Origin of the sequence: Paenibacillus sp. VTT E-133280, from assembly GCF_002264385.1 — a bacterium.
GTDB lineage: Bacteria > Bacillota > Bacilli > Paenibacillales > Paenibacillaceae > Paenibacillus_AQ > Paenibacillus_AQ nitricinens.
Genome location: NZ_NFUX01000055.1, coordinates 1 through 20,238, shown reverse-complemented (window position 1 = coordinate 20,238; position 20,238 = coordinate 1). Strand labels below are relative to the sequence as shown.

General features: G+C 42.8%; 17 protein-coding genes. 16 read left to right on the top strand and 1 reads right to left on the bottom strand.

What is annotated here, in order from left to right; translation table 11 throughout:
- Positions 1 to 25: 25 nt before the first annotated feature.
- The 8 genes from CA600_RS21525 (at position 26) to CA600_RS21490 (ending at position 11,997) form a co-directional block, all read left to right on the top strand.
- Positions 26 to 2,008: a PTS fructose transporter subunit IIABC gene (locus CA600_RS21525; RefSeq protein ID WP_094872763.1), complete on the top strand. Its 1,983-nt coding sequence runs from the start codon at positions 26 to 28 to the stop codon at positions 2,006 to 2,008.
- 369 nt (positions 2,009 to 2,377) lie between these two features.
- A complete protein-coding gene (locus tag CA600_RS21520; RefSeq protein WP_094872814.1) occupies positions 2,378 to 3,307 on the top strand; it encodes a phosphotransferase family protein in 930 nt (309 codons plus the stop codon).
- A 268-nt stretch (positions 3,308 to 3,575) separates the two neighbouring features.
- Positions 3,576 to 5,237 (top strand): extracellular solute-binding protein, encoded by a 1,662-nt coding sequence (locus tag CA600_RS21515; RefSeq protein ID WP_094872761.1) that lies wholly within the window; start codon positions 3,576 to 3,578, stop codon positions 5,235 to 5,237.
- A 90-nt stretch (positions 5,238 to 5,327) separates the two neighbouring features.
- Complete coding sequence (locus CA600_RS21510; protein WP_179281692.1) at positions 5,328 to 6,233, top strand: ABC transporter permease; 906 nt, start codon at positions 5,328 to 5,330, stop codon at positions 6,231 to 6,233.
- 34 nt (positions 6,234 to 6,267) lie between these two features.
- Positions 6,268 to 7,152 (top strand): carbohydrate ABC transporter permease, encoded by an 885-nt coding sequence (locus CA600_RS21505; RefSeq protein ID WP_094872759.1) that lies wholly within the window; start codon positions 6,268 to 6,270, stop codon positions 7,150 to 7,152.
- A gap of 45 nt (positions 7,153 to 7,197) precedes the next feature.
- The gene (locus tag CA600_RS21500) at positions 7,198 to 8,931 is read left to right on the top strand and encodes a sensor histidine kinase (RefSeq protein ID WP_094872757.1); all 1,734 of its coding nucleotides are present in this window, start codon (positions 7,198 to 7,200) and stop codon (positions 8,929 to 8,931) included.
- Positions 8,932 to 8,944: 13 nt separating this feature from the next.
- The gene (locus CA600_RS21495; protein WP_094872755.1) at positions 8,945 to 10,627 is read left to right on the top strand and encodes a response regulator; all 1,683 of its coding nucleotides are present in this window, start codon (positions 8,945 to 8,947) and stop codon (positions 10,625 to 10,627) included.
- A 92-nt stretch (positions 10,628 to 10,719) separates the two neighbouring features.
- Positions 10,720 to 11,997, top strand: coding sequence for a Gfo/Idh/MocA family protein (locus CA600_RS21490; protein WP_094872753.1), 1,278 nt, complete (start codon positions 10,720 to 10,722; stop codon positions 11,995 to 11,997).
- Between the two features lie 199 nt (positions 11,998 to 12,196).
- On the opposite strand, the gene CA600_RS21485 is transcribed toward CA600_RS21490, so the two are convergent.
- Positions 12,197 to 12,382 carry a hypothetical protein gene (locus CA600_RS21485; protein ID WP_042130754.1) on the bottom strand — a complete coding sequence of 62 codons (186 nt, stop codon included), beginning with the start codon at positions 12,380 to 12,382 and terminating at the stop codon, positions 12,197 to 12,199.
- 524 nt (positions 12,383 to 12,906) lie between these two features.
- On the opposite strand from CA600_RS21485, the gene CA600_RS21480 reads away from it, so the two are divergent.
- From CA600_RS21480 to CA600_RS21445, 8 genes are all read left to right on the top strand, one after another.
- Entirely contained in the window at positions 12,907 to 13,818 is a 912-nt protein-coding gene (locus tag CA600_RS21480) for a dihydrodipicolinate synthase family protein (RefSeq protein WP_094872751.1), read from the top strand.
- A gap of 4 nt (positions 13,819 to 13,822) precedes the next feature.
- Positions 13,823 to 14,464, top strand: coding sequence for a GDSL-type esterase/lipase family protein (locus CA600_RS21475; RefSeq protein WP_094872749.1), 642 nt, complete (start codon positions 13,823 to 13,825; stop codon positions 14,462 to 14,464).
- 13 nt (positions 14,465 to 14,477) lie between these two features.
- Entirely contained in the window at positions 14,478 to 15,884 is a 1,407-nt protein-coding gene (locus CA600_RS21470; protein WP_094872747.1) for an ABC transporter substrate-binding protein, read from the top strand.
- Between the two features lie 85 nt (positions 15,885 to 15,969).
- Positions 15,970 to 16,845 carry a carbohydrate ABC transporter permease gene (locus CA600_RS21465; protein WP_094872745.1) on the top strand — a complete coding sequence of 292 codons (876 nt, stop codon included), beginning with the start codon at positions 15,970 to 15,972 and terminating at the stop codon, positions 16,843 to 16,845.
- A 13-nt stretch (positions 16,846 to 16,858) separates the two neighbouring features.
- On the top strand, positions 16,859 to 17,701 hold the full coding sequence (locus tag CA600_RS21460; protein WP_081390001.1) for a carbohydrate ABC transporter permease: 843 nt from the start codon (positions 16,859 to 16,861) through the stop codon (positions 17,699 to 17,701).
- Positions 17,702 to 17,725: 24 nt separating this feature from the next.
- Positions 17,726 to 18,415, top strand: a complete 690-nt coding sequence (locus CA600_RS21455) for an N-acetylmannosamine-6-phosphate 2-epimerase (RefSeq protein WP_094872743.1) — start codon at positions 17,726 to 17,728, stop codon at positions 18,413 to 18,415.
- 23 nt (positions 18,416 to 18,438) lie between these two features.
- Entirely contained in the window at positions 18,439 to 19,311 is an 873-nt protein-coding gene (locus tag CA600_RS21450) for an ROK family protein (RefSeq protein ID WP_094872741.1), read from the top strand.
- A 23-nt stretch (positions 19,312 to 19,334) separates the two neighbouring features.
- On the top strand, positions 19,335 to 20,189 hold the full coding sequence (locus CA600_RS21445; RefSeq protein ID WP_094872738.1) for a MurR/RpiR family transcriptional regulator: 855 nt from the start codon (positions 19,335 to 19,337) through the stop codon (positions 20,187 to 20,189).
- Positions 20,190 to 20,238: the final 49 nt, after the last annotated feature.

The window sequence follows — 20,238 nt, the reverse complement described above, 5'->3', positions numbered from 1 at the left end:
ACATTTATAGTGAAGGAGAATGAACATGAAAATATTAGCGATAACCTCATGTCCTAACGGAATAGCACATACGTATATGGCCGCCGAAAATCTTCAAAAGGCGGCAGCTAAGCTAGGTATCCATATGAAGGTTGAAACTCAAGGCTCTATTGGAGTGGAGAATCAGTTAACCGAGCAGGATATCCGTGAAGCGGATGGCATAATTATCGCGGCGGACAAAACGGTGGTAAAGGATCGGTTTGTCGGCAAAAAGCTGCTTGTAGTTGGCGTACAAGAAGGCATCCGCCATCCGGAAGAGCTGATCAGACGGGTGATGAGCGATGAAGTGAAGGTCTACCGAGCACAATTACGGTCTGCTGAAGATATTAAGCAAGAGAAAAAATCGAAGCAAAATCCGATTTACCGCCATTTGATGAACGGTGTGTCCTATATGGTGCCGTTTATCGTTGTCGGCGGCTTACTGGTTGCAATTGCGCTGACCCTAGGTGGTGTGAAAACCCCGGGAGGTCTGGTCGTACCGGACGATTCATTCTGGAAGACAATATTGGATATCGGATCGGCCTCATTTACCTTCATGGTGCCCATATTAGCTGGTTTTATCGCGATGAGTATTGCGGACAGACCAGGTCTTGTTCCGGGTATGGTCGGCGGATTCATCGCCGCGAACGGTAGTTTTTACGGGAGTGAAGCGGGAGCCGGATTCATCGGCGGAATTATCGCCGGTTTCCTAGCGGGTTATGTAGCGCTTGGAATCAAGAAAATGAAGGTTCCTAAGGCGCTAAAACCTATCATGCCAATCATCATTATTCCAATATTCACTTCCCTGATTGTAGGTTTGATTTTTGTATTCTTGATTGGTTCCCCAATCGCGCAGGTGTTTGAATCCTTGACGGGGTGGCTCGCAGGTATGCAGGGTACAAGTTCGATTCTGCTAGCCCTGATTCTGGGTGCGATGATTTCTTTCGATATGGGCGGTCCAGTGAACAAGGTTGCATTCCTATTCGGTTCAGCTATGATCGGAGAAGGAAACTATGAAATTATGGGCCCTATCGCCGCCGCTATTTGTATCCCTCCAATTGGTATGGGACTTGCAGCGATGATTAACAAACGTAAATTTGAACCGGCGGAACGAGAGGCCGGCAAAGCATCATTTACAATGGGACTATTTGGTATCACAGAAGGTGCAATTCCGTTTGCGGCACAAGATCCTCTGCGTGTCATTCCAAGTATCATGGTAGGGTCGATGGTCGGTTCGGTGATAGCGATGCTTGGCCATGTTGGGGACAGAGTAGCCCATGGCGGACCGATTGTAGCCGTGCTAGGCGCCGTTGACAATGTGCTGATGTTTTTTATCGCCATCATTGCCGGTTCGGCGGTAACGGTTATTATGATCAGGCTGCTGAAAAAGGATGTTACAGCTACAGGCCAGGATGTCCTGGGAGAAGCAGATCTTGAATATTCTGTCGGAGTAGCTGAGACAACTGCCACAGACGTGTCTACATCGGAACAGGAAAATGACCGGACCACGACGGAAGTGACATCCATTCACATTGAGAAATTAACCGATATCCTTACGCCAGATTTGATTAACCTGGATCTGAATGGAGATACTAAGGACGCTATTATTAACGAAATGATAGGAGCGCTGGATAGAGCCGGAGCGGTAAGCTCTACCATTGATTTTAAAGAGGCTATATTGGCCCGGGAAGAAGAAAGCTCGACAGGCATCGGTCTGAATATAGCCATTCCCCACGGTAAATCGGATGCTGTACTGAAGCCAAGCATTGTGTTTGGTATCAAGCAGAACGGAGTAGATTGGAACAGCTTAGACGGAAGCGAAGCTAAACTGATCTTTATGATTGCGGTGCCGCGGAGCAGTAAGGGGAACGCCCATCTTAAAGTGCTGCAAATCTTATCCCGCAAGCTGATGGATGATGATTTCAGGGAAGAGCTCTTAGCAGTTAAATCCAAAGAAGATGCTTACCAGTTGCTTGGTCAGGTGTATTGATTCATTACGCTGAGCTTAGAATAAAATAACAAAAGAGGCTTTCTTGCTGTTACAGCAGAAAGTCTTTTTTTGATTTCAGAGTAGGCATGGCTCCAGCATGTCGTTCTCAGTAAGTATAATATTCAGTATTTGCACTGCAAACACTCGCAACAAATTTCATCAAAAAAAGCCTTTTGGAATAAAATCCAAAGGCTTTTTGTATGCTTATTTTTTTCAAGACCTTATTCAACATCATAATTGATCAGAAAGAAAAAGTCTATACTTTGGGCTGGATTTTATTTACTATTGTGAAGCCGGCAAAACTTAATAAATGGAGTGTTGTTAATGGACGTTACCTATCATCTTGATCAGGCCGACTTACAGGATTATATTGGACGGATTTTTGGTACCAGTTATGTAGTTAATTGTGTTTCACGAATGCATGGTGGCGCACAAAAGGTGGTCTACAAGATGGAGTGCAGTAATGGATTTTCCTGCGTTTTGTATGTGTGGGATCTTTCTATGAATTATTTTGAAGAAGAAAAAGCGAATGAAGATATAAATGAACAGTCCTATGGAAGTGAATTATTTGAATTAAACAACAAGTTCTTAATACAACATGGAATCCAGACCCCTGCACTTTATGATCTAAATAATGAAAAAGATCGTTACCCATTTGATTATGCGCTCGTTGAATATATAGATGGACGTAAGGCAGAAGACTATTTTCATCATGCTGATTTACGTGTTCAAGATAAAGTGTTTCAGCGGCTAGGGGATATGCTTACAACTATGCATACCAACGAGAGGCGAATTTTTGGGAAAGTCAATGCTAACGAGATCAGCACAGAACCATGTCATTTGTTAAAAATGGAAAATGCGAAAGTACAGCTAGCTTATGCCTCTCAACATATGGAGAAGATCAGGGCTAATCAAAGTAAACTACTCGATAAGCTGTACGCGTTAGAAGCAAGAATGAAGCCTAGAAAGCAGTATGGATTTATTCACGGGGAAATGGGTCCTGACCATGTATTGGTTAATGATAAGCTGGAACCCTTTTTGATCGATATCGAAGGGGCCATGTTTTTTGATATTGAGCATGAGCATAGTTTTTTGGAGATGCGATTTGGGGATTTCTACCGGTACCTTAAGAACGATAGGCTTGACCCTGACAGACTGCTATTTTATCAACTTCACCACCATATATCATTAACCTCAGCGGGTTTAAAGCTACTGCATAGAGGATTCCCTGATCAACAATTCGCAAAAGGTTTAGCTGATTATCAATCTGAACGCGCGCTTAGGTTTATTGAAAGCTGAGGGAATAACCATTAGCCTTTGGGAGCTGAATATTCGAGTTATTACACGATAACGTTTCAACGAAGCGAAGGGGGAGTCAACCTAACCTAGGGGAGACTCCCCCTCTCTTGTGCGTTCTAGGGGCAAGCCTGACGGTAGTCAAGAGGTGTATACGAAAGTAAAGACTAGTATATAGATGGGGATCACTCCCTTTCCTATACTAGAACTAGGAAGAGAAGCTGCATGAAGTAGATGCACGACCTATTTTGAGACCATGTGGAGGGGTAATATGAAGAAAAAAAGTAAAATACTTCTGATCGTCGCATTGATCCTAAGTTTAACTATCACGGCATGCGGCAAAACCACAAATGAAGGGGAGAAGCAGCCAGAGAAGCAGTCAGATACACCTGTGGAACAAAAAAATGAAGTGATTGAAGTTTCAACAGTTTCGGCAAGCGATCAGTATCTCAAATTCGATGAGGGCGAGAGCTTTGAGAAGAACTCGGTCTATGATGCGTATGAGAAAGATATCGGCGTGAAGCTCACGAATAAATGGGTGTCCGCCGATGACGTTCAATTCAAGGAGAAAGTGAAGATGTCCATCGCCTCCAATGATCTTCCGGACTTCATGAAGGTTAATGCTACACAGCTGAAAGAGCTGACCGAAGCGGATATGATTATGGATATCACGGACGTATATGACAAGAATGCGACGGATGAGACGAAGAAATTCTTATCGATGGATGGCGGAATGCAACTGAAGACCGCCACTTTCGACGGTAAACTCATGGGGATTCCAAGTTCTTATAATCCGTACCAGTATCAGTTCCTCTATGTACGCACGGACTGGCTGAAGAAATTGAACCTGCCGGAACCAAAGACGATGGCGGATCTCATGACGATCGCCGAAGCGTTCAAAACAAAAGATCCAGGCGGCACTGGGAAACCGTATGGAATTGCAATTAGCAAAGATCCATTTAACCATTCCACAGGTGTTACAGGACTAATAGCATTCTTGAATAGTTACCATGCTTATGAAAATCTTTGGATGGAAGACGGAAATGGCAATTTGGTCAACAGTGACATTCAGCCTCAAGTGAAAGACGCACTTAAGGCGATGCAGGAAATGTTTAAGAAAGGATTGATTGATCCTGAGTTCTCTGTTAAAGATGTGGAGAAAGCGGCAGAGCTCCTCTACAACAACAATGCAGGTATCGTATACGGCCAGTCTTGGGTGCCGGCTCAGCTCGCTAAAGGCGCAGTAAAGGATGGTAAAGTCGTACAAGAGTGGGGCGTATTCCCGATTCCATCGGTGGATAGCGAACCTGCACTATCACAGATCGGTTTGGGTGTTGACGAATATTATGTTATCTCCAAGCAAGCGAAGCATCCGGAAGGCGTTATTAAATTGCTGAACCATTGGATTGTCGTGGATAATCATCCGACGCCAGAACAGAAAGTGTATGAGTATGGTAAAGACCTGAAGGAGAAAGGCAACAACTACTGGCTTCTAAGCCCGCTTCGTGTTGGTAAACAAAAGGATAATAACGGTGAAATATTGCCAAAAGCGATCGAGAACAAAGACGAGAGCATTTTGGAGACGAAAGATCAAAAAACTCGTTACGAGCGTGCCATGAAGTATGTTGACGGTACGGATATCAACATGTGGTGGGAATATCTGATTTCAGGTCCAAAAGGCGCATATTCACTTGTTCCTGAAATTCAGAACAATAAACAGTACCTACAGAACAAATTCTACGGCGCACCGACTCCAACCATGGCAGATCGACAAGAAATCCTGAAGAAGAAGCGGGATGAAGTATACTTCAAGATTATGATGAATCAAGTATCCGTGGATGAATTCGATAAATTCGTGGAAGAGTGGAAAAAGCTTGGCGGCGACGAAATGACCAAAGAAGTCAATGAATGGTACGCGACTAACAAACAATGATAGCAGGAGAATCGAGGGGTTGGACACAAACGACCTCTCTTTTCTTTAACCTAGTTTTTAATTTTTTAGTCCTATAGCGAGGTGGATGGCATGAATGTATTAACGCGTATGTGGAAAAGGGAGTGGCCGCTTCACTTGATGTTGGTTCCTGGGATCGTATTGGTCCTCATCTTCAGTTATATCCCGATGGCCGGCATTATGATGGCCTTTCAGAAATACGTACCGAATAAAGGGTTGTTCGGCTCCCCATTTATTGGTCTTAAAAACTTTCAGTTACTGATGGATTACCCCGATATCGGCCGGATATTCTTCAATACAGTATACATTGCGGTGATGAAAATTGTAGCAGGCATGGTCGTTCCGGTCACCATAGCGATACTGCTGAATGAGCTGCGGAAAGAATGGGTCAAACGGACCTTCCAGACGCTCGTGTACTTGCCGCATTTTCTATCATGGGTCTTGTTAAGCGGTATTCTAATCGATGTATTGTCTCCATCTTCCGGTATTCTCAATCAAGTGCTTGGCTTGTTTGGTATCGACCCTGTTTTTTTCCTGGGAGACAATAAATGGTTCCCTTATGTCATGGTCATATCGGATGTATGGAAAGAGTTCGGATTTGGTACGATTGTCTATCTGGCTGCGCTTACCAGTATTAATCCGTCACTATACGAGGCAGCGGAGATCGACGGCGCAGGACGCTTTAAGCAGACGTTACATGTGACGCTGCCGGGGATGCTTCCTATTATCGTCCTCATGTTCACGCTTAGTATCGGGAATGTACTGAATGCCGGATTTGATCAAATCTTCAATCTATACAGTCCTCCGGTCTATGAGAGTGCGGATATTATCGATACCTTCGTATATCGTATGGGGATTGAGCAAGCACAGTTCGGTTTCGCTACGGCCGTAGGACTACTGAAATCAGTCATCTCTTTCGTATTCGTATCTATGTCCTATATCTTAGCCTATCGTGTAGCGAATTACCGCATTTTCTAATGCGATCGTCGGTAATTCAGAAGGGAGACACATCGTGCGTACTAACAGATCATTCGGAAGGAAATTGTTTTTGATATGTAATTTCATTTTTCTGGGATCCGTATCTTTCTTATGCCTCATGCCTATTATTCATATTTTGGCGCTCTCGTTCAGCTCCGGGCAGGCAGCATCCGCCGGAAAAGTCATCCTGTGGCCAGTTGAATTCACAACGGCTGCTTATGCTAACGTATTTGGAAAACCTGAATATTTACGTGCATTCTGGGTATCGATTCAGCGGGTCCTTATGGGAACGACAATCAGCATGTTCCTGACGATTATCACGGCCTATCCATTATCCAAAGATTCTCGCCAATTTCGGCTGCGGACCTTCTATTCATGGTTCTTCGTATTCACGATTTTATTCAGTGGCGGGCTTATTCCAAACTATTTAACCGTGAAGAACCTTGGGATGCTCGATACAATCTGGGCTTTGGTGCTGCCAGGAGCGATTATGGTGTTCAACGTTATTCTGCTGCTGAATTTCTATCGCAGTCTGCCCAAAGAACTTGAGGAATCTTCGCTGCTCGATGGGGCGGGTCAATTTACTACCTTATGGAAAATATATGTGCCGCTATCGTTGCCGGCATTGGCAACGACAGGTCTTTTCACCATGGTGGGGCATTGGAATAGCTGGTTTGACGGTATGATTTATATGAATCATCCCGAGAATTATCCGCTGCAGACCTTCCTGCAGACGATCATTATCAAAATGGATTTCCGCTTTATTAAACCTGAGAGGGCAGAATTAATGCTCAAATTGTCCGATCGTACGAGCAGAGCCGCTCAAATTTTCGTAGCAGCATTTCCGATTCTAATCGTGTATCCGTTCTTGCAGCGGTTCTTCATTAAAGGAATTGTGATGGGGAGTGTCAAAGAATAAAATAGGGCACTCAAACTAAGACATTGCATTGCAGGAGAACAAACGATGAAAATCCGATTCTTGATTAAAGATTCCTCTATATTCCAGAAAATAATGGCTGCCTTTCTGGCAGCCTTGTTTCCGCTCATGGCGATTACCTGGTTGATTAATGAGAAGGGTTCGGACAATATTCGGAGTGAGATTTCCGAGTCTATTCTAAATACGACTCGCTTCTATCTGGATTCACTCGACAAGGAAGCAGACCGGATCAGCCGTTATTTGCCGAACTATGTGATGGACAAAGACTTGATGGAAATTGCAACTACAGGCAATTACATGAGTTATTACGATCGTGCGCAAAAAATATTAGATATCCAAAGACGGCTTGAATTGATGAAGAACTCAAGTCCATTTATACAAGAAGCAAGGGCGTATATCCCTCTTATCGACCGAACGATACTTAGCAATAAATTTGAAACTTCGACGAATATGCAGGAATATGCTTCTATGCAGCAAAACAAGGGATTATACGAAGAACCTTTCATTTACTGGAATGATCGATTATTTATTTCCATGCAATACCCCATTAATACCGTTAAAAATCCGATTTATATCGTAGCGGTTGAATTATCGACTACCAAAATCAGAGAAACGTTATCTCAAATCGGCAGCTCGCGTGGTGGACAGAGCGTATTACTCAATCTGGAACGTGGTTGGGAGATCGAGAGTGACATGGATCCTGAACTGTTGGAACACATGAAATCCTTCGCTGCGGATAAGCGGGAATTGCAAAAAGACGAAGGATACGAAACGATTATGTATAATAGTAAGCGGTTTCTTACGGTATATAAATACTCCAGTCTCTGGAATTCCTATTCGATTATGTGCATTCCCGAGGAGAAGATCTTGGGTTCCCTTGAGATCTATCGAGCATTGTTCTGGTGGGCTTGCGTGCTAGCTGTAGGTATTGTCGTTTTCTTCTCCTACTTTCTATTACGATTTATCTATCGGCCATTAATGAAACTTGTGCATTCCTTTCGGCGCGTTCAGCAGAATAGGCTGGAACCGATCGTGATCGATCGCGGAGCTGATGAGTTCGGGTATTTGTACCACGCTTTTAATAATACGATCCGATCCTTGAAAACACTAATCGAGGAAAATTACGAGCAGCAAATCAGGAACCAGCGTTCCGAACTGAAACGATTGCAATCGCAAATTAATCCTCATTTTTTATATAATTGTTTTTTTGTATTGTGCCGGTTAATTAAATCCGAGAATCAGAAGGAAAAGGCTTATCAATTCTGCCTGTACATCGGACAATATTTTCAGTTCATTACTCGCGATGACGAGGATGATATTCCGCTGGGGCTGGAGGTCAATCATTCTCGCACGTATGTAGACATGCAAACCATATGTTACGGAGACCGTATTCAAGTCAAGTTCGAAGGTGATGTTCCCGATTTCTTCGTGCCGAGGCTGATTCTGCAGCCGATCATCGAAAATGCTTATAAGCATGCCTTGGGCAATATGATTCAGCAGGGTGAGCTATGGGTTCACTGTGAGCGGGTGGGTGATGTATTCTCCATCTATGTCGAAGATAACGGCCGAAGCATCTCCGATGCGGAGATCGAACAGCTTCAGAAGCGGCTGCGTCAATCCACCACTCGGATGGAGGAAACAACCGGAATCATAAATGTACATCGCAGAATACAGCTGCGGTACGGTGAGGAATATGGCATTACAGTGTCACGTTCTGCTCTTGGTGGACTTCAAGTAAGAATCAATCTGAGCGCGAACTAGAGGAGGAATCAGCATGTACCGACTGCTAATCGTCGATGACCTTCCCATTATTGTCGATGGTCTTCTGGAGCTATTCAATGAGACCGATCATTTACAACTCGAGGTTATGAAGGCATATTCAGGTGAAGAAGCACTGGAGGTACTGTCTCATCATCGTATTGATATCGTGATTTCCGACATTAAGATGCCTGGACTGGAAGGGATTGAGCTGCTTCGGGAAATCAAATCCCAGTGGCCGGCCTGCAAAGTTATTTTCTTAACAGGATACAATGATTTTCATTATGCTAAGAGCGCAATTACGTACGGTGGGTTCGATTATATTCTGAAGGTCGAAAGTGATGAGAAAATTATTCAGTCCGTAGAACGGGCGATTGAGAAAATTGAAGAAGAAAATAACCAAGAACAGATGATTGCTAGAGCGCAATCCAAAATGAGACTGGCATTGCCCTCTCTGCAAAAAGAGTATGTGTGGGAGCTCTTTCAAGGCAAGCATGTATCGGATAGCCAATTAAAGCAGGCGTTCAAAGAAATCGATATCCCGCTTGATGCGACATTGCCGGTTTACTTGCTCATAGGCAGGGTAGACGCATGGAAAGAAATGTTCACGACGCCGGATAAAGCGTTATTGACTTACGCCGTACAGAACATTTGCGATGAGTATTTGTCCACGCAGGTCAGATGCTATTCCGTTGTATTCGAGTTATCCAAAATCATCTGGATGATTCAACCGAAAATCCCGGATAGATCGTCTATCGAATACGGGGATCAGGATTGGATCAGAGCTCATCGGTATACGAGCGGTATTCTGGAGACTGTGCAGGGAAATTGCAAGAGATTGCTGAGTTTGTCGGTTTCTTTCCTTCTTGGAAGTGAAGCAACGACATGGGATAACATATCTGATCGGTTTCACTCGATCAAATACGGTCTGGTACAAGGACATGGATTATTTGATGAGGTCATATTGACCGATAAAGACATTCAAAGAGAAGTGAACGGTGATCTGAGTGGGAACTACCGCGATGCCTTCTATCACGCCCGTGTTCAATTGCTGATGTCTTGTCTCGAGAATAATCATCGGGAACAATTCAACAAGCTGTATGCCGAACTAACGTCCATTTGGAATGATGAGGAGTCGCCGAATGAGCGGAAGATCGAACTGTATCATTCACTTTCAGCTATTTTTCTGTTCTATATCCATAAGAATCGGGAAATTCGGGATTATATCAATACGCTGATGGATCTGGATAAGTTATATCGCTATGGAGATTCCGCATCATGGTCGGAGCTGATTCAATACTTCTCGCAAATGGCGGATTGCTTCTTCGAATGGAATGCGCTGCGGGGTACGCAATTGCCGACAGAGGTCGTGAATAAAGTACATCGATATATTGAAGAACATATTTCCACGGATATCTCCTTAAATGCGCTGGCCGATTACGTTAGCTTGAATCCATCGTATTTATCCCGGCTTTATAAGCAAATCACTGGAATGGGGTTATCTAAATATGTGAACGACTATCGTAACCTGATCGCCAAAGATATGCTGCTCAACACATCGATGAAAGTGAATGAAATTGCTGCTGCCCTGGGGTACAACTCCGCGCTTGCGTTTATTCGCTTCTTCAAGAAGCAGAACGAAACGACGCCGCAAGATTTCCGTATGGCAAGGATCCATATACAGAATCAAGGTCAATAAATGTATATGAAATGTCAGTAACGATCTCTTTTGCCTCCGTTCCTACCGCCTTACAATGGAAGTACACTAGGTGCGCAAGAGGAGGAGTAGTCTTGAGAACATTAACAGCTGTATTACTTGGCGCTGGCAGTCGAGGAAGATATATTTATGGGCCCTACGCGGAGAAGTTCCCGAATGAATTAAAGATTGTTGCCGTAGCTGAGCCGGATGATGAACGTAGAAATCGATTTGCAGAGATTCATAGAATTGCCCCAGAGCATGTTTACGATTCTTGGGAGAAAGTATTCGATCAGGGTCAAATTGCGGACGTGATGATAATTGCTACGCTCGATCGGATGCATTATATACCAGCGATGAAAGCGATGGAGCTAGGCTATCATGTTATGCTAGAGAAGCCGATGTCTCCTTCCATGGAAGAATGCATCGAATTGGAGCAAGCTTCGCTTCGGTATAAGCGATTGCTCGTCGTAACCCATGTCCTGCGATATTCCCCATTCTGGTCTGGGATCAAAAAATGCATTGAAGACGGTGAACTCGGAACGATAGGTACGATTCAATTAACCGAAAATGTGGGCTACCTGCATATGACACACAGTTATGTCCGCGGGAATTGGCGTAATTCGGAGGAGACGAGTCCCATGATCCTGGCCAAATCATGCCATGATCTGGATCTCATCTCCTGGCTTATGAATCAACCGTGTACAAGCGTGAGCTCGTACGGATCATTACTGCATTTCAGGGCAGAGAACGCTCCGGAAGGCTCCACGGATCGCTGTATCAACGGCTGTGAGGTTGAGAAGGAATGCGCCTTCTCGGCGATGAAAATATATATTCAGCCCCCGGGACATCCTTGGGCACGCTATATGACGAATGATTTGTCGCAAGAGGGGATCTTGAAGGCGCTGAAGGAAGGACCGTGGGGTCGCTGCGTGTATCACTGCGATAATAATGTTGTGGATCACCAGGTGGTCAACATGGAGTTCGAGAACGGAGCGAACGCATCGTTTATCATGTCAGGGCTGACACAGAGCGGCACGCGTCGGGTTCAAATTATGGGAACGCAAGGCGAGATCATTGGGGATATGGACAAAGGATCCTTCACGCTATACCGCTATGTATCGGGCGAGAAGGTTGAGATTGGCTGCAATGTGGAAGGTGATGGTCATGGAGGCGGCGATGACCGTATGGTAGGCTCATTCCTGCGGAATGTGCGTCAATTTGACAGCAATCCATCGCAAGGCTTGACCTCGGCGACGGCATCCCTGCAGAGTCATTTGATCGCATTCGCGTCGGAACATTCGAGATTGAATGCAGGTCAGGCTGTCAAGCTTTCGGACTTGCAGAAGAAAGAAGAATATAAGATAAAATGATACTAGGAAGATAAGCCTTAGATTTATCGGAAAATGAAGAAATAACCCCTTAGCCTTCCTCACCCTTAGGGTGGGGAAGGTTTTTCTTTACATAATCTCAAGGCATAATAAAAGACCGCTCTACTGGAATAACTTCCGGATCTGCGGCCTTAGGACAAGATTCTATTATAGGGTCAATCTGTATCTAAAGGTGGTGAGATTAATGGAATTTAACAGTCTTGATACGAGCTTCTTCTTCATAAGTGAGTGGTTTTGGGGATCTTGGAGTGTGCAAGTGGCGTTGCACAGAATATTCCATTTTTTGATAATCCTCATTACCTGAATTCATCGTTGGATTCCAATTTTCCGTTACCCAATTTTTAAGTTCCTTAAGACCTGCTAGCATTTCCTCCAGCCTCCTTTGGCGAAGAAACAATGTATTTTATATTGTTCTGGTTACGCTTTCATTATATCATGGAAATTAGTTTTTTAAAGCTGTGTCCACGTGAAAAACACAGTTTTTAAGTGAACATTGTGTGTTAATTAGGGTTTGTGCTTCCTATGGAGAAAATCGTCTCCTGGTAGGAGACACTTTCATTAGATTTAAAAGGATAATCAATTGCCCCTAAGCGTTGCGAACAATTTCTAGTAATTACTATTCCGGCGAATGATTTTAAGCTCGTAGATAGTGTTACTCTGATAATAAGAACAGCAGCTTATAGCGTACGATATTCTATTTTTAAATGGAAAATAAGGTCTTCTTTTATGGGCATTCACTTAAATGAAATTATTTTTCTAGTAATGATTGTTCTTCTGGTGGAAATAAATTTTATTTTATAAAAAATAGAGAAAATAATTTACAGAATCAAATTTAAGTGATATCTTGAATATGTAGAAAAGAAACCGTTCACATCTTAAGGGGGATTAACAATGATTTTGGAAAAGTTTCACGGAATTATACCTGCCTTCTATGCTTGCTACGATGATCAAGGAAATATTTCGGAATCCCGGACGCATACCTTATGTGATTACTTATTTGAAAAAGGAGTTCAAGGTGTTTATGTGGGAGGAAGTTCTGGAGAATGTATCTACCAGAGTCTGGACGAACGCAAAGCGGTACTTAGCTATGTAGCTAGTAACCTGAAAGGTAAAATGACACTGATTGCTCATGTTGGAGCCCCTTCCACTAGAGATAGTATCGAATTAGCAAAACATGCGGCGAGCTTAGGATATGATGCACTATCCGCAATCCCACCTATCTATTTCAAATTACCTGATAGCGCAGTCTCTAAATATTGGAGCGATATTATGGACGCAACTCCGCTACCGTTCATTATCTACAACATTCCTCAGACTACAGGGTATACACTGACCCCGGCTTTATTCCAGAAGCTTCTTGCTAATGATAAGGTTATCGGTGTTAAGAATTCTTCTATGCCAACTATGGATATTGAAAGATTTAAAAGAGTGGGTGGAAAAGATGTAGTGGTCTTTAATGGACCGGATGAACAGTATGTAGCGGGAAGAATCATGGGAGCCGATGCAGGCATTGGTGGTACTTATGCGGTGATGCCGGAGTTGTTCTTGCAGGCTAATAAATTTGTACTCGCTGGGAAGTTTGAAGAAGCAGGACAACTTCAAAGTGATATTAACGATATCATCATCGCGCTTTGTTCCCTCAAGGGTTCTATGTATGCGGAAATTAAAGAGGTTCTGAGATTGAGAGGTGTAAACATTGGTAGTGTAAGAGCACCGCTTGAAGGGGTAGCCGCTGAAGATGCGGGTCCAATCGCAGACATTATGAAATTGATTGATCAAGCAATCGAAAAATATTGTGGTTAATGAAATGAAGAGAACGATCGTATGCTTTGGTGATTCCAATACTTGGGGCTACGACGCAGAGACGGACCAAAGGTTTAATGATGAAATACGTTGGACCGGACTTCTTCAATCAGAATTGTACAACACTTATCGTGTCATAGAAGAAGGGCTTCCCGGTAGAACCAGTGTTAGTGAGGATCCGTTATTTGAAGGGTTAGCCGGAATATCTTATCTCTATCCATGCCTCATGTCACATGCACCACTTCATTTGGTAGTAATCATGCTTGGGACGAATGATACGAAAGAAAGATTTGCATTAACTTCGTATAACATCGCACAAGGTATTGTTAGACTCGCTCATAAAGCTAGAGGGAGCGGGACAGGACCAGCGGGAAAAGCACCGGAAGTACTTGTGATCGCACCGCCCCCCATTGGGGCAGCGTATATTCATACTCCCATTGGTAAGCCAATGGGGAGTAATTGTAGTGAGAAATCCATAGAGATCTCTCAGCATCTCGGGAATTTTCTTAGAGGGACAGACATCCACTTTATGGATGCCAGCGAAGATGTATCGATGAATGAAATAGACTACATGCATCTTGATCGACAAGGGCATCGGAACATGGCTGATTTAGTGAAATATCATGTCAAACGGATATTAGAATAGGGGAGGATTTAAAATGAAGAAGAAACGTGTACTCTCAACAATGGTTGCATTAATGGTAATTATTTCATTGATTTCAGGATGCTCTGGTAACAATGCAGCAAGTTCTAATACATCCGATAATACTGCTAAATCTGGCAAGGAAAAAGTCGCGATTAAAGTATGGCTGACCCCTCAGTGGAAAGGTGTTGTGGATGCAACGGAACAAGGAGCTGACTATGATAGCTTCCTTAAGGCTGCAGCTGAGAAATTCAAGGCACAATATGATAAATATGATGCAGACATTCAGGTTGAAGTTATTGCCGGAGATCAGCGCGACCAACTCCTCAACGTTAACTTGAGCGGAGGAACTCCACCAAATGTCTTCTTTGAAAGCGTATTCCCAATGGGCGATTATGTTCATCGTGGAGCTTTGGAGCCTTTGACTGACATCATCGATGAGGGCGCAAAAAGTGATATCGCACAAAATTACTGGGATGCAGTAACGTTCGGAAAAGATGTGTACTTCTACCCATTCCAACACAATCCAGGCACTTTGGTCTACAACGCAGACATGTTTAAAGCGGCTGGTTTAGACAAGTTCGTAGGTGGAGAGTCCGAAATTAAGACTTGGAACTTGGATGAGTATCAACAAATCTTGGACGGTCTGAAAAATAATCTTCCGAAAGACAAATATTCTAATGCCTATCCAATGGCACTGTACGCTGTGAATAACCAAGGAGATACATGGAACCTTGCATACTTAAGAATGTTCGGCAACAAGTTCTTCGATGATCAAGGGAACATTGTTCTGAATGATGCGAATGGAGTTAAAGCTGCAACATGGCTGAAAAAATTATATGACGGCGGATATACAAATCCAGGCGCTGAATCTGTATCCTCCAATGATGCCAATGCCATGTTCCAGAATCAGCAGCTGGCGATCAGTTTCACCAATCCAATCCTGTTTAATGGAACAAAAGCAAATATGGAATCCGGCACGTCTGCTAAGTTTGATATGCGTCTTGCTAATATTCCGTCCGAAAGCGGAGATCCTCTATCCTTTACTTATGTAGTTGGTGCTAGTGTATTTAAGTCCAAAGATGCGAAGAAGACTGAAGTGGCTAAAGATTTCGTGAAGTTCTTTTCAAGTGATCCTGAACTAGTTAAATCCTCTAAGAATGGTATTCCTGTGAGAAGCTCGGTGGCTGAAGAACTTAAGTCGGAGAATCCTCTCTTTGCTGCTTATGATGCCAACTCAAAATATTTGTTTAACTTCACGGGCAACGTTCCAGGATATAGCCAATTAAGAGAAGTTTTGTACCCTGATCTACAGGCGCTTTACATGGGAGCAAAGACACCAGAACAGTTTGTACAAGATTATCAGACCAATGGTAATAAAGTGATTGATACGAATAAAGCTAGCTCTGTCATTTTCCAATAATCTAAGAACAGGTAAACAATAAACGATTAACAGCCTTTAGAGTCTGAAGAGGCTCCAAGGGCTGTTAATTAGAAAGGTAAACGATATGAAACTACGTAGTAATTACCTAAAAGAGAATATTACAGGTTATCTGTTTATTTTACCTCAGATGATCGTATTCTTAGCCTTTCTTGTCTATCCGATCTTAGAAGGGATGCGCCTGAGCTTATACCAAATTAATTATGATAGTGAGAAGTTTGTGGGTTTGGCTAATTACACCACATTGTTTAATGATCCGGTATTCTTCAAGGCGATCTTCAATACGATTATATTCGTAGTCTTTATCGTCCTGCTTACAGTGGGCTTTGCCTTATTTGTAGCCTCGGCTGTATTTGATAAGAACGCTAAGTACGTTTCCTTTATAAGAGGGAGTTATTATATCCCGGTCATGGTATCCATGGTTGTTATGAGTATGGTATGGAGCTTCCTGCTGAATCCTGCTAACGGACTTATTTCTTTTATATATAAAGATATGGGACTTGGGACGATTAATCTTCTAGGAAATCCAAAGACAGTTTTGCCAGTGGTGATCTTTGTGACCTTCGCGACTAACGTGGGCCAAGCCATTATTCTGTATATTGCTTCGATGATTGGTGTATCTAAAGAGCTTTTTGAAGCAGCAGAAATCGACGGTGCAAGCAGATGGCAAGTGATTACGAAGATCCTCATTCCTTCTGTAGGACCAACAACGACCTATATTACGATTATCAATATTATTGCTGTTCTAAAAATATTTGTAGTCATCCAGTTATTAACTGGCGGTGGTCCGAACAATTCATCGGTAACCTTGATGTACTACCTCTATAATAATGCCTTTAAGTACAACCAACTCGGCGTAGCTTCTGCGGTAGGCGTTATCATGTTCGTGATTACATTGTTATTATCTGTGCCTCAGCTACGAAGCATGATTAAGGTGAAGTGAGGGGGAATACAACATGTCGAAAATAAGAAATAAGAAGAAGAGAGAGAAGTTTGATGTGATATCGAATGTGATCATTGTCCTCTTCGCGCTCCTTAATCTTTTTCCATTATATTGGTTATTCACAAGTTCTCTCAAGAACAGTTCAGATGTCGTGAAGATGCCTCCAGACTGGTGGCCTAAATCGATCACTTTCTCCAACTATGTGGATGTGTTTCAGAACCAACCGGCTTTGAGATGGACGTTTAATAGTATTTATGTTTCAGGCGTATCTACGATTATCGTTATTATTGTAGGCGCTATGGCTGCCTATGCGTTCTCAAAGATCAATTTTAAAGGTAAAGATATCATCTTCATTATTTTCATATCTAGCTTGATGATTCCTAAAGAAATTATGATCGTGCCTTTATTCCGGATTACACAGCAATTTGGAATGGTGAATTCGTATAACGGTATGATTTGGCCGAACGTTGCGGGTGCATTTGGAGTGTTCTTATTAAAAGGATTCTTCGATTTAACCCCTAATGCTTTAAGAGAAGCCGGGAGAATAGATGGTGCAAATGAATGGAGGATCTTCACTCGCATCATGGTGCCTATTATTAAACCTGGTATCGGAGCCTTATTTATTCTGAATTTTGTGCAAGTCTGGAATGATTATTTGTGGCAGCTGGTTATAGGCCAAGAGAACAAAATGAAAACATTAATGGTTGGTACTGCAACCTTAATGCAGGATCTGAATCCTAATTTCGCATATAAAATGGCCGGAGCCACCATTGCTGCAATTCCGATGTTGCTAGTGTTCATGTTATTTCAGCGGTTCTTCACCAATGGAATTACAGCAGGAGCAGTGAAAGAATAAATAAAAATGTGGAGTGGGTTACTGATGAATACTGAAAATAATGTACTTAAAAAGATAAAACATAAACTAGTCGTCTCCAGTCAAGCCTTACCCGAAGAACCGCTGCATAGTCCGTTTATAATGGGAAGAATGGCTTATGCAGCATACTTGGGCGGTGCTTCAGGCATTCGGGCAAATAGTGTAGCAGATATTCAAGAAATTAAGAAAACAGTGGATTTACCTATCATTGGGATCATCAAAAGGGTATATGAAGGTTCTGAAGTGTTTATTACACCAACCCTGAAGGAAGTAGATGAGCTTTACCGCGAAGGGGTAGATATCATTGCTATGGACGCGACAGACCGGACTCGGCCGGATGGATCAACCATCTCAGAACTATTTCCTCACATAAGAGAGACCTATAAAGATCAACTGTTTATGGCAGATTGCTCTACATTTGAAGAAGCTGCTAAAGCTGTTGAGCTGGGATTTGATCTTATAGGAACCACCTTAAGTGGATACACAAAGTATACGAAAGACCGTTCACTCCCGGATTTTGAGCTAGTCAAACAAATCGTGACCAACTTCTCTGTGCCTGTGATAGCTGAAGGCGGTGTTTCCACTCCTGAAGAACTGAAGACAATGTTCGATCTGGGTGTTTATTCAGCAGTAGTCGGCTCAGCGATTACAAGACCAATGGAGATTACCAAAAGGTTTGTAGACGCTATTCAGTAGATTGCCGGAGAGGGTAGATAAGGATGAGAATTCTCGCTGTAGATATTGGCGGTACCAATACCAAGATGTGTATATGTGATCAACTTGGGAATGTTCATAACTTTAAGGAGTATGCAACAGAGAGCCTCTTGGGAGGGCCGCATGTAATCTCAAGATTACTTGATAAAATTGCAGAAAATGATGATTTTGATGCCATTGCTATAAGTACGGCCGGTCAAGTCAATGCTGAAGAAGGAATTATAGTCTATGCTAACGAAAATATACCTAGATATACAGGGATGAAGATTAAGGAAATTGTAACTAATCATTTTCATAAACCTGTTATGGTAGAGAACGATGTGAATTCAGCAGCATTAGGCGAGGCTCATTATGGTGCTGCCCACAACTTTAACAATTTCTTATGTTTGACGTTTGGCACGGGCATTGGTGGTGCCATAGTAATGAACCGCCAAATCTATAAAGGAGCAGATGGGGTGGCGGCCGAATTTGGTCATATCCTGACACATCCATTGTCAGATGCGGTGGAGGGACTGCCTTTTTATGAGAAGTATGCTTCAACCACTGCCTTGGTAAAGGCGGCTCAGCAGGCAGATCCTGAATGTATAGACGGAAAAGTCCTTTTTGATAAAATCAACAAAGGGGACGAAGCTCTAAAACAGATTTTGGATTCATGGGTAACTGAGGTGTCCGTGGGCTTAGCTTCAATTATTCATATTTTCAATCCATCCGCTATAATTATTGGAGGCGGCGTTATGGAGCAAGAAGATTTAGTTCAAAGGGTTGAGGAACGGACGAAATCTTTAATTATGGAGAGTTTCGCGGGTGTAAGAATTGTTAAGGCCTCACTTGGGAATAAGGCAGGCTTGCTAGGCGCTTCCTCTTTATTCGCACATTAAATCATTATAAAGGAGGGGCTTATTTGCGAACAATCAGTATTTTTTCTTCGATTCATTCCAAGTACAATAATTTGACGAATACGGAGAAGAAGGTAGCGGACTACGTCCTTGAGAACACGAGAAGTGTTGTCTATATGTCGATTACTGATCTTGCAGACGCGTGCGATGTAGGTGAATCAAGTATTTTTCGATTTTGCAAATCTTTAAGTTATAAAGGGTATCAAGAGTTCAAGATTGCACTTGCTCATAGTATCACTGTGGAGAATGAGATCCCGCAGCTTACGGATCAAATTCTAATGGATGACACTACGGAAGCCGTGGCTTCTAAAGTGCTGACCACAAATGTAAGTGCACTGAACGAGACCTATAATTTAATTGATATACAGAAGATCAATGAAGCTATTGATTATATGATAAATGCGGAACGAGTATCTTTTTTCGGTGTAGGCTCTTCATTAATCACGGCGATGGAAGCTAAAATTAAATTTATGCGCATCACAAACAAAACGGAGTGTTTGATGGATTCACATCTGCAGATGATGTCTGCGGCGCTAATGTCTAACCGAGATGTAGCTGTAATCATTTCTTACTCCGGTTCAACTAAAGATAGTATCGAGGTTGCAAGAAAAGCAAAGGAACGAGGCGCTAAGGTGGTATCCATTACGAGATTTGAGAAGTCACCTTTAACGTCGTATTCGGATCTTACCTTACTTTGTGGTGCTAATGAGGGTCCTCTGCAGGGCGGTTCATTATCTGCAAAGATCTCACAGCTCTATCTGCTGGATATTCTATATGTAGAATATTTCAAAAGAACAAGTGAGCAGTCCATTATCAATAAAGAAACAACAGCTGCGGCAGTTAGTGAGAAGCTACTGTAAGTGCGAGTTCAAAAAGTATGGTTTTCAGCACCGAGAAGATTGGATGAAG

Bases quoted from the DNA above. Each gene is read 5' to 3' on its own strand.
- CA600_RS21510 (WP_179281692.1), top strand. From the start codon at position 5,328: ATGAATGTATTAACGCGTATGTGGAAAAGGGAGTGGCCGCTTCACTTG.
- CA600_RS21500 (WP_094872757.1), top strand. From the start codon at position 7,198: ATGAAAATCCGATTCTTGATTAAAGATTCCTCTATATTCCAGAAAATA.
- CA600_RS21465 (WP_094872745.1), top strand. From the start codon at position 15,970: ATGAAACTACGTAGTAATTACCTAAAAGAGAATATTACAGGTTATCTG.
- CA600_RS21470 (WP_094872747.1), top strand. From the start codon at position 14,478: ATGAAGAAGAAACGTGTACTCTCAACAATGGTTGCATTAATGGTAATT.
- CA600_RS21475 (WP_094872749.1), top strand. From the start codon at position 13,823: ATGAAGAGAACGATCGTATGCTTTGGTGATTCCAATACTTGGGGCTAC.
- CA600_RS21455 (WP_094872743.1), top strand. From the start codon at position 17,726: ATGAATACTGAAAATAATGTACTTAAAAAGATAAAACATAAACTAGTC.
- CA600_RS21525 (WP_094872763.1), top strand. From the start codon at position 26: ATGAAAATATTAGCGATAACCTCATGTCCTAACGGAATAGCACATACG.
- CA600_RS21495 (WP_094872755.1), top strand. From the start codon at position 8,945: ATGTACCGACTGCTAATCGTCGATGACCTTCCCATTATTGTCGATGGT.
- CA600_RS21515 (WP_094872761.1), top strand. From the start codon at position 3,576: ATGAAGAAAAAAAGTAAAATACTTCTGATCGTCGCATTGATCCTAAGT.
- CA600_RS21485 (WP_042130754.1), bottom strand. From the start codon at position 12,382: ATGCTAGCAGGTCTTAAGGAACTTAAAAATTGGGTAACGGAAAATTGG.
- CA600_RS21450 (WP_094872741.1), top strand. From the start codon at position 18,439: ATGAGAATTCTCGCTGTAGATATTGGCGGTACCAATACCAAGATGTGT.
- CA600_RS21480 (WP_094872751.1), top strand. From the start codon at position 12,907: ATGATTTTGGAAAAGTTTCACGGAATTATACCTGCCTTCTATGCTTGC.
- CA600_RS21460 (WP_081390001.1), top strand. From the start codon at position 16,859: ATGTCGAAAATAAGAAATAAGAAGAAGAGAGAGAAGTTTGATGTGATA.